The following is a 16,242-nucleotide window of genomic DNA, read 5'->3' as shown; positions in this document are numbered from 1 at the left end:
GTACCTTGTTCTGTCGCGATTGCCGATTGCGTTACTGTCTGAAAGCTCTGGAAACCTGGTCGGTAAAGGGTTTCAGCAAATAGGACCATACATTGCGCTCGTCAGTGCGTATGTGAACTTCGGCGGGCATGCCGGGTTTGAGTATTTTCGCTCCCGTCAGACAGGTCGTGGAATTTTCGACATTGATGCGCGCCGAAAAATATGAAAGCTGACGTTGCTGATCCTTAATCAGATCTGCAGAGATGCGGTTGACCGAGCCTTGGCAAACAGGTGTCGTCCCTACGTCGAAAGCCGGAAAGCGGATTGAAACCCGCTGTCCTGGACGCACGTCATCGATACGCTCTGGAGAAACGAGCGCATCGACAACCAGGTTGTCGGCATCGGGCACAATCATCATGAGCACTTCTCCGGGAGCAATCACGCCTCCAATGGTGTGGACCGCGGATTCTTGTACCGTTCCCGACTGTGGGGCGCGGATATCTGTCCTGGCGAGTTCGTCTTCCGCCACTACCTTGCGCTCATTGAGTTCGGTCTGCTTGGCTTCCGTTTCGCGAAGTTCGCTCGTTACCTCGCTCCGCATTTGCTCGTCGAGCTGAAGCACCTGCAGGTCAGTCTCACTGATGCGGGCTTGGACCTCGGCGATTGCCGCGACAAGACGTCCTGACTCGCCGCGAGTCCGGCTCTTCTCCAAGCTGATGGTGCTCAGCCTTTCTTTAGAGACCAACTTCTTGGAGTAGAGAGACTCGACATCAGCAAGGTTCAGCGTCAGCAGATTCAGCGACTCGTCCATGGCCGCCTGCTGCGCTTTGAGGCCATCGATCTGACGTTCCAATTGCTTCGAGCGGCTTTGCAATTGTGCCTTCTGGCCCGCCAGCGCCGCAGCACGGCTTTCGAACACGGCCCGCTCGCCACTGATAAGCGTCGCCAGTTGCGGGTCGCCCATCTTGACCCGAAGGCTGGGCGGAATCTGCATTTCCGGCAGACCCTGTCGCTCGGCTTCCAGCCGGGCCAGACGAATGGTGGCGCGATTGAGATCCTCGCTGATTATCTGCAGGTTTGCTCGGGTCAATGTGTTGTCCAGCCTGACCAATACGTCGCCGGCCTGCACATGATCCCCGTCCTTGGCGAAGATGCCGCCGACAGTGCCGCCGGTTTGATGCTGGACTTTCTTTATGTTGCTTTCGACCACCACAGTGGCAGGGGCAATCACCGCGCCGGCAATCTTGGTCAAGCCCAGCCAGAGTCCTCCGCCGAAGATCAACAGGAAGGTGATTGCCAAGCCCAAGAGCAGATTGGCCCGGATGCCATCCGGCTCTGGCTTCGTCTCGAACGATTGGCTTTCGCCAGCGACCGCGGCATATGACGACACGGTCACGCTAGAACAATACCTCACATAGGCCCGCCTGCACCTTTCTGCAGCGGAATGATAATATGCTGCCAGCCCCAAGAGCAGATTGGTCCGGAGGCCATCCGGCACTGGCTTCGCTCCAATCGGTTGGCTATCGCCAGCAACCGGAGCATATGATGACAGGGACACATCAGACACGGAGCAAGACCTCACGCATGGCCGCTTGCACCTTGTTGCAGCGGGACGACACTATTTTGCCGCGGGAAGGGCCGGACCACATTTGCCAGAACGTCTTCGCGCGAGCCAAATGAATGGAGCATGCCATTCGACAAGACGAGCACCTGATCGATGTTGACGAGAGCTGACGGACGATGCGCAACAACAATCGCGATGCCGCCACGCTCGCGCACGGCCAGGATTGCCCCAGCCAGGGCAACATCACCATCTGCATCCAGATTGGAATTTGGTTCGTCGAGAACGACAAGGAATGGATCGCCATAAAGCGCCCTGGCGAGCCCGACGAGTTGCCTCTGCCCAGCCGACAGGGCCGCTCCGCCTTCACCGATGCGCGTTTGGAAACCTTCCGGCAGGCGCATGATCATCTTGTCCACGCCCGCAGCCTTGGCGGCTGCCAGCACGCCCTTTGCGTCACTCTTGCCGCCGAACCTTGAAATGTTGTCTGCGATCGTTCCGTCGAACAGTTCAACGTCCTGCGGCAGGTAGCCAATATGGGTTCCGAGCAGTTCCGAATTCCACTGATCGAGCGAGGCGCCGTCCAACCTTACCGTTCCACGAAGCGGCTTCCATGCCCCGACCAAAGCACGCACGAGCGTCGTTTTGCCAGAGCCGCTCGGGCCGACGATCGCCAACCCCGCGCCCCTCGACAGGCGAAAGCTTACATTGACGAGCGTTGGTCTCTGCAGACTTGGTGGTGCGACCGTCAGTTCCTCGACCGCAAGCTGTGTCTGTGGGCGCGGCAGCTCCATAGGGTCTTTCTGGCTACCGAAAGCATCCAACGCTGCCGCCAGATCGGTATAGCTTCGCCGGGTGGCCAGAAATCCTCTCCAGTTTGCGATTGCCACATCGACCGGCGCCAATGAGCGGCCCAGCAATATGGACGATGCGATGATCACGCCGGGCGAAGCCTCGCCGCCGATCACAAGGTAGGCACCAAGCCCCAGTACCGAGGACTGCAGGGCCATTCGAAGTGTCTTCGACAATGAACTCGCTGCGCCGACGACGTCGGAGAGCTGTTCCTGGTTCTTGAGGTAAAGATGGCTGATCTCATTCCAGCGCCGACCGAGTTGAGCGGAAAGGCCCATCGCCTGGACGACCTCCGCATTGCGGCGGCCGGAATCGGCAAGAAGCCGCTGTGCCACGAGCGTCTCGGAAGCACGCGCGGCGGGTTTGCGGGCAACGACTTCCGCGACTACCGTCAAAAGTACGACAGCAGCCGCGCCGACGGTTGCCAACACACCAAGCGAAGGGTGCAGCAGATAGATGACCACCATATAAAACGGAATCCAAGGAGCGTCGAAGACGACCGTCGGTCCCAGTCCGGAAAGAAATCCGCGCAACTGGTCCAGATCGCGAAGCGGCTGCACCCGGTTCGCATCCTGCCCAGCAGTAAGCGGCAGGGAAAGCGAGGCAGCGAACGCCTTTTGCTGCAGATCTCTGTGCAGGCGGCTGCCGATGCGGACCAACAGGCGAAGCCTGACGAAATCGAGGAGGCCATAGACAGCGTAGAGGCCAAGCATCCCGATCGTAAATCCGATGAGAGTCGGAATGCTCTGGGAAGGCAGCACGCGATCGTAGATCTGGAGCATATAGACGGAGCCGGTCAGGGCGAGAACGTTTATCACTGCCGAGAAAACGCCGACGCCAACCAGTCCATGCATTGAACCGAACATAGCGGAGCGTAGATCGGGCGAGCGCCCTTGCGTTGACTTCATGATCTGCGATCTTTCGTGCGAAATTGCCGCGCGAACGTGTTGGTCATGTCGAATGATGGGTAAACCCTCTTGCCTTGCGGGAAGCGGCTGCTTTCCGTTAGCTACTGAAACATTACGCTTTGCTTACATATGTGCCTTTTGATTAAAATGTAGCAAAATCGTGACGCAGGACCGAGAATTCGGGAATTGGCTTTGCAAGGCTGGGGATAACCGGGCTGGGAGCCCGGATATTTCCAATGATGAGACAATATTCCCAATCATGCGACAGATGAGAGTGCTCATGATCACCTTTTGTTGCATCATGTCTTCAAACCTTAAGGCGGCGAGTGTTTTTCGATTTGCCCATCGAGAATTTAATGAATTTGGGATACACTTAATTGGGGCGGAATTGTCGGACAACGGCATCGGCAATGTCAGGAAGGCGGGTCTGTCATGAGCGAAGAGATCAGTGTCGCCGAAGCCTACAGCAAAGGCCGCACCAACTTCATGGGGCTGGAGTTGCTCATCGCGCCCGGTGCGCTCGTTCCCCGGCCGGAGACGGAGTTGCTTGGCACGACCGCTCTTGATGTTCTGAGTCAAATGAACCTGCCGGCGCCACACGTCGTCGATATGTGCTGCGGGGCCGGCAATCTGGCGTGCGCCATCGCGCACTTCGCTCCCACCGCGCGTGTCTGGGCGAGCGATCTTACCGATGGATGCGTCGAAGTCGCGCGCCGCAACGTCGCCCATCACGGCATGGCGGATCGCGTGTCCGTGCTTCAGGGCGACTTGTTCAGTGCTTTCTCGGGCTTGGAGCTTGATGGTACGATGGACGTGATCGTCTGCAATCCGCCCTACATTTCGGAAAAGCGGCTTGAGGGTGACCGCGCGCATCTGACGGAGCTTGAGCCGCGTGAAGCGTTTGCGGCCGGCCCCTACGGCCTGAGCATCCATATGCGGGTGATCAAGGACGCGCCGCGTTACTTGCGGCGCGGAGGCGTCCTGCTCTTCGAGGTCGGCCTCGGCCAGGACCGGCAGGTCATCAGTCTGCTGGAGCGTTCCAAGGCTTACGAGAACATCCGCACGGTCACGAACGAAGCCGGCGAGGGCAGGGTGGTTGTGGGACATACCACGTCGCAAGCGTGAGTCGTGCCGCGACTGCGGCAGGCTCGGTGGCGCTGTCGGCGGCGTAAAACAACGCTGGGCAGATGTCGGCAATCAGTTTTGCTTGCGGAGAACATATTGCGCAATTCCTTGGATAGAATCGAGGTTCTCCGGCAGGAGTTCGCTGTCTTCCACGGTGATGCCGAAGGTCTCCTCGATAAAGCCGATAACCTCGAGTACCCCTGTCGAGTCGACGATGCCTTGGTCGAGAAGGGACGTATTGCTCTCCAGAGCATCCGCGTCGGCTATATAGAAATTCGACGCCAGGAAAGCGCGAATCTGGTCCTTGCAGGTCTCGGCTCTATCCTTGGTAGACAACATTGAATCCTCCTCCGATACTGATACTAAAGATGAATGCTGATCAATTTCATCCAGAAACCGCCTCATGACAGGGCCGTTTTTTTGAGTTTGCCTGTGTCTGTCATCGGTAGGCTGGGTACGATCACGATGGACTTCGGAACCATGAAATTTTCCAATCGTCTCTGGCATTCTTTCTGCAACTGCCTTTCGCCGACGATTCTTCCTTGCTCGATCACGACGAAGGCTTTCACAGCTTGTCCGAGCAACTCGTCCGGAACGCCGATGACCGCGGCTTCTCGCACACCCGGAACATCCAGCAGCGCGTTTTCCACCTCCTTCGGCGCTATCTTCTCTCCTCGCGATTTTATGATCTCATCGCCGCGACCGATGAAGTAGAGGTAGCCTTCCGCGTCCATCCGGCAGTAGTCGCCGGTGTACAAGACCTGCTCGCCCGGCAACGGGCCGGGTTTGAGTTTTCTGGCCGTGGCTTCCGGCTTACCCCAATAGCCCTTCATCACCGTCGCCCCGCGGATGACGAGTTGGCCAACGACATCAGGACCGACCGGCTTGTCATGTTCGTCGACAATCCACATTTCCGTGTTCGGGATGGCGACGCCGACGCTCAATGGCTTTCGCTCAAGGTCTTCCGGCGGCAGATAGGTACAGCGCTTGCATTCGGTGAGGCCATACATTGAATAGATGCGCGCGTCCGGAAACAGGTCCTGCAGCATGAGAATGTGCTTGAGCGGCAGGGCAGCCGCAGTGTTCGTGACGTAGCGAATGCTCGAAAAATCATGGTGTTTCAGCGACTTGAGATCCGAGAGTGCGGCGAAGATGGTCGGCACGCCGGGAAAACCTGTCACCCTCTCCTCCTTGATCAACCCGAGGATCTGCGCCGGGAAAGCGAACGAGCGTTCAAGCACCAGCCGAGCGCCAGTGCGAAACGCCATGATCATCTGGTACAGGCCGTAATCGAAGGCGAGAGGCAAAACGTTGAGGATCACCTCGTCTTCGCACAGCTTCAGGTATGAAGCGATCGACGTGCACGCGGCAGTCATGTTCCTGTGCGTCAGCATCACGCCCTTGGGTTCGCCTGTCGATCCAGATGTGTAGATGATGGCAGCGAGATCGATATCGATGCACCGGCGCGCCGGCGGTACGCTACCATCGGCGGCGACCACGCTGTCCCAGCGCACGGCGTGCGGCAATCCTGTCAGCTCGGCCTCGATGATCGGCCCGGAGACGATCACCCGGCGCAATGACGGGCAGTTGCGTGCCGGCCCGCTGAAGATCGAGTGCAGGTGCCTGTCCGTGATCAGTGCCGTCGGTCGGCAATCGTTGAGCAGGTAATCAAGCTTGTCGCTCTTGGTGAGCGGATTGACGATGCACACCACGGCGTTCGCCTTGAGCACGGCCCAGAAGCCGACGACCGTCTCGACAGTGTTGTCGGCGAAGATCATCACGCGATCTCCGCGTGCAACCCCAGACGCGGCCAGATGTTGCGCGATGGCGTTCGAGCGCGCTTCGAGCTCGCCATAGGTGACACGTTGCCCTCCGCACACCAGCGCCACCTTCTCATGGACCCGGCTGGCGGCGTGGGTGAGGTAGTCATGCAGCAGTGGTACGGCGCCATGCATCATGCCAGCACCTCTTCGCGATGCTCGCACTCAACGTCGACGCTGAGCTCGCCCAGGCGGACCCCACCGGGGCGGCTTGCGACAAACTGTTGGTGAAGAAGCTGGGTCGACAGCACGCCGACCAGCGCCATGTTGTCGGAGTTGGACAGATCGCCGTCGCTCGCCCTGGCTCGACACTTGTCCAGCAGGCGAGTGACCGACTTCGGATCGAAAACGTTTGCCTCGCGCAGCGCCGGCTCCGAAAGCGCTTCGCGGACATAGGCCGGAGCATCGTCGGCAACGAAGCAGAGCGCGTTGGGCGCTCGGTACGGCTGCTTCTTGCGGGCCACGATTTCCGACGGCACGATCGGTTCCGCTACCCGCTTCAACACGTGCTTTTCGTCGAGTACGCGCAGCTTGTAGGCAGCCGGAAGCGAATTCGCGAGCGTCACGAGTTCATCGTCCAGGAACGGGAAGCGCCCCTCGACGGAGTGGGCCATGAGCATCCTGTCCCCTTGTGAAGAAAGCAGGTATCCCGACATCAGCGTCTGGATCTCGATATACTGGTCCTGCGCGAGCGAGCCCCATCGCGAAAACTCAGCGGGCAGGCGGGCGATCAGCTCGGGCACGGCATTGCGGCGCTCGGTTTCGGCGCGCATGTCGGCGGAGAACAATCGCTTGATGGCGCTGGTGGTGCGCCAGCGTGTGTCATGCGCAAAGCCGGGCGTGTCATAGGCCTGGATATCGCGCCCGAAGAACTGGCGCGCCATTGCTTGCTGATGTACCGGCGAGCGGCTGAGATAGGGATACAGGCGCTCCAGCAGCCGTGAGCGTCCTGTCGATGCGGGCTGGCGTCCCCAAAAGCGGCGAACTTTGCCTTCGCGGAACAGGTCATAGCCAGCGAACATTTCGTCAGCTCCTTCGCCGGTCAGCACGACCTTGATGCCGTGTTTTCGCACCAGCCTAGAGAGCAGGAACAGCGGCGCAGGCGCTGTCCTCAGGATTGGACGCTCTGTGTGGTAGATCACCTCGGGAAAGATCTCGGCGATGTCGCTGCGCGAAACCACCACCTCATGGTGCTCGCTCCCGGTCGCGCCGGCGACCAGGCGCTGGAAACGGGTCTCGTCATACTCGGCGTCGGCGAAACGCAAGGAGAAGGTCTGGAACCGCTCGCCCGCGTAGCGCCTTCCCAGCGCGGCGACTAGCGAGCTGTCAAGCCCGCCCGACAGATAGCAGCCGACTGGCACGTCGGCCTGCACGATCCTGAGCGCCGTCGCAGCCTCCAGGGCGCCGCGCACGTCGTCCACCGCGTCGTCGAGCGAGCCGGTGAATTCTCCACAGCGGGGATCGGAAATTTCGGGATAGCAAGGCTTCCAGAAGGCCCGCTCGCGAACGGTGCCACTTTCGTAAATGCGGACGTGCCCCGGGGTGAGTTCGCTGATCCCCTGAAATACGCCTTGCGGCGGGACGACTGTCCAGAGCGTGAAAGTCTGATCGATGCCGGCTGGATCGAAGGCACGGGGTATATTCATGTCGGCCGCGAAAATGGCTTTCACTTCGCTAGCAAAGTAAAGGCGCCCACCATGCTCGCAGAGATGCAAGGGGCAGATGCCAAACCGATCGCGCGATAACACGAGACGACCCGCCACCGAGTCCCAGATTGCGACCGCCCATTGCCCATTCATCCGCTCGAAGGCAGCCTCGCCCCACGCGCGATAGGCCTCGACGATGACCTCTGTGTCGCTATGGGTGCGGAAGCGGTGGCCGAGGGCGATCAATTTTGCACGCAGATCGAGGTAGTTGAATATCTCGCCGTTGAAGACGATCCAAGTCGTGTCGCCCGCATCCGCGAGTGGCTGCTGGCCGTTGGAGAGATCGACGACGGAAAGGCGGGCATGCGCCAATCCCGCGCGTTTGTCGCGGTAGAGGCCGCGCTCGTCAGGACCGCGATGCGCGAGTGCGCCCACCATGCGCATCAGTGCCTCCCGCGAAGGAGGCGCCGCGTAGGCGCCTAGTGAGATGATTCCGGCGATGCCGCACATCCGGTCAGCCCTCGCCCATGGCAGTGGTCGGCAAAGGCCGTGCGTGAAGATAGCGTGCTGCACGCCGTTTGCTGTCGATGTCCTTGAAGACTTTCTGAACCTGGGCCGCGGTGAGGCCGGCAGCTGCCGCGACCTCGTCGACAGAAATTCCGTGGTTCAAGCCGTAGAGGCACAGATCCATCAGATGGTAAGGCAGCGCGAAATAGAATTCCTCCTGACTCTGGGCCATGGAGAAAGTGTCCGTGGTCGGCGGCCGCCGCCGGACCTCTTCATCCACCCCAAGGTATTCAGCCAGCTGGTAGACCTGGGTCTTGTAGAGGTGGACGATTGGCATCAGATCGGCAATTCCGTCGCCCTGCTTGACGAAAAAGCCTTGGTCATGCTCCAGGCGGTTTGGCGTACCTGCAACGGCATAGTTGAGGCGGTCCGCATGGTAGTACTCGGTCATCTTGCGCAGGCGCTGCTTGTAGTTGGTTGCAGCAACGATCTGCAGATAGGCTGCCGGCGACAGACGCACCGTATCGGTCTTGCCCTCGGGATCCTGAACCGTGAGGCGCGTGATGTTGAGACCGTTGCTCTCGAGAACCGACGCGAGCACGAGCTTGCATTTCCAGCCGTCGCCATACTGGGGAACGACCGTCTGGATCGCTTCGATCTGTCGGCGATAGGCGCCGACGGCCTCAAGTGCTGGTGCTAGGTCTTCCAGGATCGTATCGATGCCAAGCTGGGCTGCGACGCTGCGGCCAAGCCTTAGCGAATCGCCGGAGGAATGGCGCTCCGGCATGAATATGCCCAAGACCTTGTCTTTCCCGAACGCGCGTGCGCACAAGGATGCGACAACGGAACTGTCGATACCCCCGGAGAGGCCGACAACCACGCCACGACGCCGCAGCGTGCCAAAAACCTGCTCGCGCAGGATCTGAACGATGCGATCGACCTCCGCGCGAGCATCGAGCACCAGCGTGGCCATGCTGAATTGTGAGATCAAGTCGATGGTCTGTACTCCCGTTTGCGAAGCTCAGCCGCAGAATAGGTTTGCTTCAACGCATTCTCGATGAGTGGGCGGTTGGTCGCGAGATAGGGCTCTGTGACCATATCGAAGTGACTGCCAACGACCGGAATCACATCCAGATGCGCGAAAGCGCCATCCCACCCTATGGCCAGAGGCATATTGGGCCGAGCGCAGCGGAAGAGGATTGCAGTGATCGGCAGGGTCGGTCTGGGTATCGCCAACCACTGGTAGAAAGCTCGCCCCCGCAACTGCCCCTGCAGTTCCAGTTTGGTTCTGAAGCTCGTCGCGTTGAACTCGTCCTGGGCATAGCGATCGAGGATGCGGGCGAGCTGCGCCTCGAAGCCCGTTTTGACAGCGACTTTTGCAAGGAAGCGGCAGACCATCCGGTCAGCGGTCACCCGGTTGGTCCGGATTCGCTGATATGTGCGGACAATCATCCCCCAATAGGTGCTCCGCTCGCCGAGGAGACTCGTGTCGAGGATTCCCAGGAACTTCACAGTTCGCCCCGCGGCCAGCAGCCGCGCCGCGACTTCGAACGCGACGGCGCCACCGAGTGAATGGCCGAGAAGTCGTACGTGACCCGCAGGCTGGGCGCGGCGGATCTGCTCGACGGCGGCGTCGGCCATGTTGGCGACGGTGTTTTGGCCGCGCAATATCATAGCCAGGGCGGGGTACCTGATGGGGGCTACTCGGGCGACCTTGCCCATCGCGGCTGCAAAGGCAGCGAGGCTCGGGCCATAGCCGACCGAGCCCGGGAACAGGAAAAGAATTGGCGCGTCCTGCGCCTGCGCGCGCGCGCGCTGGTCGCCTGCTTGTGCCGACACGACCGCCTTGACCATTTCGTCCGCGCTCATACCGACCGTGAAGCCCTCGAGACTGAGTTCCTGCCCGATGGCGCTTTCGATTTCCATGACGCATTGCAGCAGCTTCAGCGAATCTCCGCCTGCGTCATCCCAGCGGCCTGCGGCGACACGTGTATTGAGGATATTGTTCCAGGCATGCTGCACTATCCGGTGGACGGTCAGTTCGCTCGTATTGGACGGCTGCGCGGCCGGGGCGATCTTCCTGGCTGAAAGATCGATCTCCGCAAGCGTAGTCATGTCGACCTTGCCGCCCGGCAGACGCGGAATCCCGGCGATCGTGTGGAGCCGCAAGGGACACAGCGGCGGCGACAGCTTCGTTCTGACAAGCTGGCGAAGCTCGTCCGAAAAGGCTGGGCCCGCCCATGGCTGGGGAATGGCGAATGCAACAAGCTCATTTGCCGCCGTCACGATTGCAACGGCATCCTCCACGTCAGGCGCGTTACGCAACACCCGTTCGAGTTCGGCCGGCTCGATACGCCGACCATTGATCTTTATCTGGCGCCCCTTACGTCCGACGATCCGCAGCAGGCCATGACTGTCAAGTTGGACGAGGTCACCCGTCGCGAAGATCCGAAGATCCGGGTCATCCGGATCCGACTCCGCCGGCACGACGGCGCCGTTCTCCCAATGGCCAAGCAGGACATACGGGCTTCTTATCAGGAGCTCTCCGCTCTTGCCCGGCTGAACGCGGCGGCCACTTTCGTCGACAATCGCGAACGCGATTCCTGGAAGCAGCCAGCCAACCGGAACCGAGGCGCCTTCCTCCGGCCAGTCCTGCGGTAAGAACCATTGCGACCCTGTGGTCTCGGTTGACGAGTAACCGATCTGGATGAGGCAAGTGCTCGAAACGACCTTGCGCAGCAGGGCGATATCGGTCCATGACACCGTCTCTCCTCCGATCCTGGCCACTCGGAGCGAGCGGAAGGTGTCAGCAGATTTGTCCGCCATGAGTGCGCGGAGCAAGGCCGGAACAAGATAGGTCACCGTCACGCCTTCGGATTCTACCAGGCGTTGGACCGCCCGCAGGCCGATGGCTTCGAGCTCGGCGAGATGCAAGGTGGCGCCGGTCAGAACGGCAGCGAGAACCTCCCGGCAACCGGCGATCGTGGCGGGCGCGGTCAAGGGCAGGAAAACATCATCCGAATTGATGTGGCATGCGTCGACATATTGCTGAACCCGCCACAGCAGACTGCGCTGGCTGTTGACGACGCCTTTGGGATGGCCAGTGCTGCCTGAGGTGTAGAGTACTATCGCGGGCGCGTCGACCGAGACGGAACAGGACTGGGGTATCGGCTGCACTTGCGGAGTGATGCTGGTAGTCGCATCAATCCAGTGGACATCCTGAGCCAAACCGACAGGGCGAACGTTGCCGTCGCCTATGACCGCCGAGAGCCGCGCCGCAACAACGATCTCATTGGTTCGCGAGTAGGGATCTCTCGTGTTGAGTGGCACGGAAGGCCGCCCAACCGCCATGCTCGCCAAGATAGCCACCGGGTACCAGGCAGAGTTGGCCTGAAGGATTCCGATCGCCTGCCCGTTGGGAACGACGGCCGCAATACGGTGGGACAACATCTCGACGGCCTGGAAAAGCTGGGAATACGTCAGACGAGTGGTGCCGTCGCTGATCGCGAGTTTGTTGGGATATTGCTTGGTGACGTCTCTCAGGTGATCGAAGACGGTAACGTTCGCAAAATCGACGCCCATGCGTTGATGAGGGCGCAGTACAGGACCGCCCTGATCAAGTGCGTAATCCGGCACGTTTGACCACCTGCGGGAGGCCGCTGGCTGACAATCCGCCCCTAGATCCAGACGTGCCTTTTCTGATCCCAAATATGCCGGAGACATGAGTGGCTCACGCTAAGATTAAGGTCACTTATCGCCCCCGGCCGAAATCTTTTCATCGATCATTCTGATGATGCGGCGATCTTCACCAAACGGCCGCGGTTGCTCACTTTGGCGTCATCTCGTGCTGCGGACGCTTCGCGTCGACAGGAGGCTCACGGCGCACAGGCGATCGCGCCTGCCAACCGGCCAGCGCCGCCGCCATTGGCTTTATTCGTGCTGTCGCGGTCTTGGGCGATAATCGGCGTGGCAGTAGGCGCCCCGCTGTCAGTGGTCGCGAAGTCGTCAGGAAATTAGCGCGATACAGCTAGGAGCAAAGATCCAGGGTTTGAGCTTACCCGGCTCTCTGATCAGTTTTTTGGGCTTTTCTTGGTTTACCTGGTGCTTTTGTCGGGCCACGCCCGATGGTGTCGGAGTCTCCGTCGGAGACAAAGCAGTATGCAAAGATATGTCCCCGGTTCTCGTCGGTTACTCGGATCCAATCCTTTTCCCACGTTCGGAGGGTAACATGTCGATCTGTCGACATGGCGGCGGCTTTGAAAGGGCTCGGCGCGTTGATGATACGCACCGCGACCACGTCATCGCCCTCCATTTGTTCGACGAGGTATGTCTGCACAAAGGCCTCCCCAGCGCCCATTGCAACCTTAACGTCAGCCAAAGAGTTCCGTTGCAGCGTAGCAAAGCGATTTTTGACAAATGTGACGACCCAGGGGGCCGTTCAAGGCGTCGGGCGAGGGTTAACGCTGGATCGACCAAGCGGCGCGCAGGTCGTCGGCCTGGGCGGTCCTGACGCCGCAAGCAGTCAGCGCGCCTTTGGTCGCCGTTACGAGCGCGGCATTGTCCTTGGCGGTTGTACCGTCGGCCAAAGTAAAATTGTTCTCGAAGCCGACGCGGGCATGACCGCCCAGCAGCGCACCGGCCGTAACGCAAGCGGTTTCTTCCCGACCGAAGGCGCAGACCATCCAGTGCGCGAAGCGCGGACGGTCATGCGCAAGGAAGGGAAGCAGGTCGGCCGGTCGCGAAACCTGTCCCGGCGTGTAGCGGCCGAGCACATAGAGCACCGGGATGTCGTCGAAAGGCACCAGCCCGCGCTGCTGCATGGCGGCTAGGGCCGAAGCCTCTTCGGGCGCGTAGAGGATCATCTGAGGGGCGATCCGCTCGCTCTTCAGCCACCACAGGAACTCCGCGAAAGCGGTCTCATGGGCAGCGTCTGGCACCAGTTCGCGCAGCGCCAGCGAAACCGCCTCAGGGCGGGTAGCGCGCACCACCGCCATCTGCTCGGCCGGCTGGTATCGGCCGACCGCTTCGCTGGTGATCTGGATGATCAGCCGCTCGCCCACCGCATCGCGTATCGCTTTCGTCGTCTCGCGATAAGCGTGCGCGTCGAGCAAATGGCCGCCGTCGCGATCGCGGACATGCGCATGGATCATAGCGGCGCCCGCCTCGAGGCAGGCGGCGGCGGTCCGGGCCAGTTCCTGGGGGCCGATCGGCAGGGCAGGGTGGTCTTCCTTGCCACGCCGTCCACCATTCGGCGCAACGGCGATTGCCGTCGGCGCGATAAGTCCGGGGCCGGTCACGTCCCTGTCGACGGTCATAGGTGCAGTCCAATTGTTTCAGTATTGCGCACTATGTAACATATGTTGCATGATAGGGTCGCTCCAAACCGCGCCATCGTCAATCGAGGAAAGCATGACACACATCCTGCATCGCCAGATCCATGCGACCCTGCCCGTCGCGATAGGCGGCAAGGGTATCGAACTCTTCGACCGCGATGGCCGCGCCTATATCGACGCGTCAGGCGGCGCGGCGGTGTCCTGCCTCGGCCACAGCCATCCCGACGTGACGGCCGCGCTCCACGCACAGGCCGATAAGCTCGCCTATGCCCACACCAGCTTTTTCACCAACGAGCGGGCCGAGACATTGGCCGACAAGCTCGTCTCCGGGGCGCCACAAGGTATTAGCCACGCCTATTTCGTGTCCGGCGGCTCCGAAGCGGTGGAGGCGGCGCTCAAGATGGCACGGCAGTTTTTCGTCGAGACTGGCAAGCCCGAGCGGCGAAACGTCATTGCCCGTCGACAGAGCTATCACGGGCAACACGCTCGGCGCTCTCGCTGCCGGGGGTAATGAGTGGCGCCGTGCCCAATTCCGCCCGTTGCTGATCAACACGTACCACATCGAGCCATGCTATGCCTACCGCTACCAGGAGGCCGGTGAGAGTGAGGAGGCCTACGGCCTGCGCGCCGCCCAGGCGCTCGAGGACAAAATTCTCGAACTCGGTCAGGACACCGTCATGGCCTTCGTCGCGGAACCTGTCGTCGGCGCGACAGCAGGGGCGGTGCCCGCCGTTCCCGGCTATTTCAGGCGCATCCGCGAAATCTGTGACCGCTACGGTGTGCTCCTCATCCTCGACGAGGTGATGTGCGGCATGGGCCGCACCGGGACGCTGCATGCCTGCGAGCAGGACGGTGTCGCGCCCGACCTGATGACAATAGCCAAAGGCCTCGGTGGAGGCTACCAGCCTATTGGTGCGGTGCTGCTTTCACGCCGCATCTTCGACGCTTTCGCCGAAGGCTCCGGCTTCTTCCAGCACGGCCACACCTATATGTGCCACCCGATGGCCTGCGCGGCGGCTCTTGCCGTCCAGGAGGTGATCGCTCGCGACGATCTGCTCGCCAATGTTCGGGCGATGGGAGCACATCTTTCGCAGCGACTGGGCGAGCGGTTCGGCAACCATGCCCACATCGGCGACATTCGCGGGCGCGGCCTTTTCATAGGTGTGGAACTGGTCGAGGATCGCTCGACCAAGGCGCCCTTTGACCCGAAGCTGAAGCTCAATGCGAAGATCAAGCGCGAGGCAATGGCACGCGGACTGCTCGTCTATCCCGCGGGAGGCACGATCGACGGCGTGCGCGGCGATCATGTGCTGCTTGCGCCGCCATTCATCGTAGACGCCGCAGCAATCGACGCGATTGTCGAACGACTCGGCGACGCGATAGACGCTGCGGTGGCATAGCGCCAGCGCCCCTCATTCCGGCAGATAGGCCCCGAACGCCTGTAACTCCAGTTCCGTCTCCCTGACACGAGCCGCGGCGGCCGGCCCGCTGCGCGCCAGCATCGTTGCAGCCAGCGCTTCCACGATAGCCATAGCTGCGGCTACCGACGGGAAGAAGGACGGGCTGTCGGTAGAGAATCGCAAGGTAACGTCGGCATGCCGCGCGATCGGAGCAGCCATGCTGTCGACGATCGCGACAATCGGAACGCTGTGTCGTTGCGCAGCCTCCATCACCGGCCCGAGTTCACGCGAATAGGGCGAAAAGCCGATCGCGACGACCGCTTCCCTCTTTCCAAGCGCTGCGAGTTCCGCCTCCATCGCACCGCCGTCGCCGCCGAGCAGCGTGACGTCGCGCCGAAACATCCGGCAGAGGTAGACGAGCGCGTGGGCGGGCGCGCGACAGCTTCGGAACCCGGCGACACGTATGCGCTGTGCCTTCTCCAGTATCGCGCAAGCCGTTGCTATTTCTTCGCTGCCATTGGCCGCTTCGGCCGCCGCCAGATTGGCAACCGTCGTTCTCAGCGATTCCGCGAAAATCGCTTCCGACCCGCGCTTGACAAGCGCATCGGCCCTTGCTGCGAAAGGAGCCTTGCCGGAGCGCAGCCGGTCCTCGAACGGCTTGCGCAGCGCCGCCCAATCACCGAAGCCCAGGCGCCGCGCCAATCGCACGAAGGTCGTCGGCGTCACCTCTGATCGCGCGGCCAGAACCCGCATGGAAACCAGCGCCACCTCGTCAGGATGATCGACCAGGAATCGCGCCGCCTTGCGCAGTTCTGAGCTCAATTCGGGGAGTTCGGTCAATATGCGCGCCAGAAGCGCGTCGAAACCCATCTCCCGCGTATACATTGTAACAAGCATTTCCCTTGATTGATAAAGCGCAACAATCGTAGCATGCATCGACGTGCCTTGACACTAAAACACCGGACGGCGCGACGGCACGCAAAGTACCAAGGGAGAACCAGATGAAACATGCCCGAACTGCACGCCACGGAGCGCAGATCGCCGCCTTGTCGGCCGCGCTGCTGTTTTCGGCCAGCGCAATGGCGCAGCAGAATTTCGTTACCATCGGGAC

At 61.0% G+C, this 16,242-nt stretch carries 10 protein-coding genes and 2 pseudogenes; 3 read left to right on the top strand and 9 right to left on the bottom strand.

What is annotated here, in order from left to right; translation table 11 throughout:
- Positions 1-31 precede the first annotated feature (31 nt).
- Both EOA85_RS09650 and EOA85_RS09645 read right to left on the bottom strand, forming a co-directional pair.
- Positions 32-1,369 carry an HlyD family type I secretion periplasmic adaptor subunit gene (locus tag EOA85_RS09650; protein ID WP_065009618.1) on the bottom strand — a complete coding sequence of 446 codons (1,338 nt, stop codon included), beginning with the start codon at positions 1,367-1,369 and terminating at the stop codon, positions 32-34.
- 188 nt (positions 1,370-1,557) lie between these two features.
- Positions 1,558-3,300: a type I secretion system permease/ATPase gene (locus EOA85_RS09645; protein WP_164759575.1), complete on the bottom strand. Its 1,743-nt coding sequence runs from the start codon at positions 3,298-3,300 to the stop codon at positions 1,558-1,560.
- Positions 3,301-3,732: 432 nt separating this feature from the next.
- On the opposite strand from EOA85_RS09645, the gene EOA85_RS09640 reads away from it, so the two are divergent.
- A complete protein-coding gene (locus EOA85_RS09640; RefSeq protein ID WP_127209235.1) occupies positions 3,733-4,425 on the top strand; it encodes a class I SAM-dependent methyltransferase in 693 nt (230 codons plus the stop codon).
- Between the two features lie 72 nt (positions 4,426-4,497).
- Here EOA85_RS09640 and EOA85_RS09635 read toward each other — a convergent pair whose 3' ends face one another.
- The 6 genes from EOA85_RS09635 to EOA85_RS09605 all read right to left on the bottom strand — a co-directional run bounded on the left by EOA85_RS09635 (position 4,498) and on the right by EOA85_RS09605 (position 13,713).
- A complete protein-coding gene (locus EOA85_RS09635) occupies positions 4,498-4,764 on the bottom strand; it encodes an acyl carrier protein (protein WP_029352679.1) in 267 nt (88 codons plus the stop codon).
- Between the two features lie 62 nt (positions 4,765-4,826).
- Complete coding sequence (locus tag EOA85_RS09630) at positions 4,827-6,383, bottom strand: class I adenylate-forming enzyme family protein (protein WP_164759574.1); 1,557 nt, start codon at positions 6,381-6,383, stop codon at positions 4,827-4,829.
- Positions 6,380-8,401 carry an asparagine synthase (glutamine-hydrolyzing) gene (gene asnB, locus EOA85_RS09625; protein WP_127209234.1) on the bottom strand — a complete coding sequence of 674 codons (2,022 nt, stop codon included), beginning with the start codon at positions 8,399-8,401 and terminating at the stop codon, positions 6,380-6,382. Before asnB ends, EOA85_RS09630 begins: the two co-directional genes overlap by 4 nt.
- Positions 8,402-8,405: 4 nt before the next feature.
- On the bottom strand, positions 8,406-9,371 hold the full coding sequence (gene nadE, locus EOA85_RS09620; protein WP_127209237.1) for an NAD(+) synthase: 966 nt from the start codon (positions 9,369-9,371) through the stop codon (positions 8,406-8,408).
- Between the two features lie 14 nt (positions 9,372-9,385).
- A complete protein-coding gene (locus tag EOA85_RS09615) occupies positions 9,386-12,121 on the bottom strand; it encodes an AMP-binding protein (RefSeq protein ID WP_127209233.1) in 2,736 nt (911 codons plus the stop codon).
- Between the two features lie 734 nt (positions 12,122-12,855).
- Positions 12,856-13,713, bottom strand: a complete 858-nt coding sequence (locus EOA85_RS09605; protein WP_127209232.1) for a 3-keto-5-aminohexanoate cleavage protein — start codon at positions 13,711-13,713, stop codon at positions 12,856-12,858.
- Between the two features lie 94 nt (positions 13,714-13,807).
- Here EOA85_RS09605 and EOA85_RS09600 point away from each other — a divergent pair.
- A pseudogene (locus tag EOA85_RS09600) lies at positions 13,808-15,131 on the top strand (aspartate aminotransferase family protein).
- A gap of 12 nt (positions 15,132-15,143) precedes the next feature.
- Here the strand turns inward: EOA85_RS09600 and EOA85_RS09595 are convergent.
- The gene (locus EOA85_RS09595) at positions 15,144-16,016 is read right to left on the bottom strand and encodes a MurR/RpiR family transcriptional regulator (RefSeq protein WP_164759573.1); all 873 of its coding nucleotides are present in this window, start codon (positions 16,014-16,016) and stop codon (positions 15,144-15,146) included.
- A gap of 116 nt (positions 16,017-16,132) precedes the next feature.
- Between EOA85_RS09595 and EOA85_RS40080 the strand changes: the two are divergent.
- Positions 16,133-16,242 (top strand): annotated as a pseudogene (locus EOA85_RS40080) (C4-dicarboxylate ABC transporter substrate-binding protein); the annotation flags it as partial.

It is taken from the genome of Mesorhizobium sp. M5C.F.Ca.IN.020.29.1.1 (genome assembly GCF_003997375.1).
Lineage (GTDB): Bacteria > Pseudomonadota > Alphaproteobacteria > Rhizobiales > Rhizobiaceae > Mesorhizobium > Mesorhizobium wenxiniae.
Note: the sequence above shows the minus strand (reverse complement) of the source record. Positions and strands in the feature narration are given on the sequence as shown.

Excerpts from the sequence above, each read along its gene's own strand:
- EOA85_RS09645 (WP_164759575.1), bottom strand. The coding sequence starts at position 3,300 with ATGAAGTCAACGCAAGGGCGCTCGCCCGATCTACGCTCCGCTATGTTC.
- EOA85_RS09640 (WP_127209235.1), top strand. The coding sequence starts at position 3,733 with ATGAGCGAAGAGATCAGTGTCGCCGAAGCCTACAGCAAAGGCCGCACC.
- EOA85_RS09635 (WP_029352679.1), bottom strand. The coding sequence starts at position 4,764 with ATGTTGTCTACCAAGGATAGAGCCGAGACCTGCAAGGACCAGATTCGC.
- EOA85_RS09630 (WP_164759574.1), bottom strand. The coding sequence starts at position 6,383 with ATGATGCATGGCGCCGTACCACTGCTGCATGACTACCTCACCCACGCC.
- asnB (WP_127209234.1), bottom strand. The coding sequence starts at position 8,401 with ATGTGCGGCATCGCCGGAATCATCTCACTAGGCGCCTACGCGGCGCCT.
- nadE (WP_127209237.1), bottom strand. The coding sequence starts at position 9,371 with ATGGCCACGCTGGTGCTCGATGCTCGCGCGGAGGTCGATCGCATCGTT.
- EOA85_RS09615 (WP_127209233.1), bottom strand. The coding sequence starts at position 12,121 with ATGTCTCCGGCATATTTGGGATCAGAAAAGGCACGTCTGGATCTAGGG.
- EOA85_RS09605 (WP_127209232.1), bottom strand. The coding sequence starts at position 13,713 with ATGACCGTCGACAGGGACGTGACCGGCCCCGGACTTATCGCGCCGACG.
- EOA85_RS09595 (WP_164759573.1), bottom strand. The coding sequence starts at position 16,016 with ATGTATACGCGGGAGATGGGTTTCGACGCGCTTCTGGCGCGCATATTG.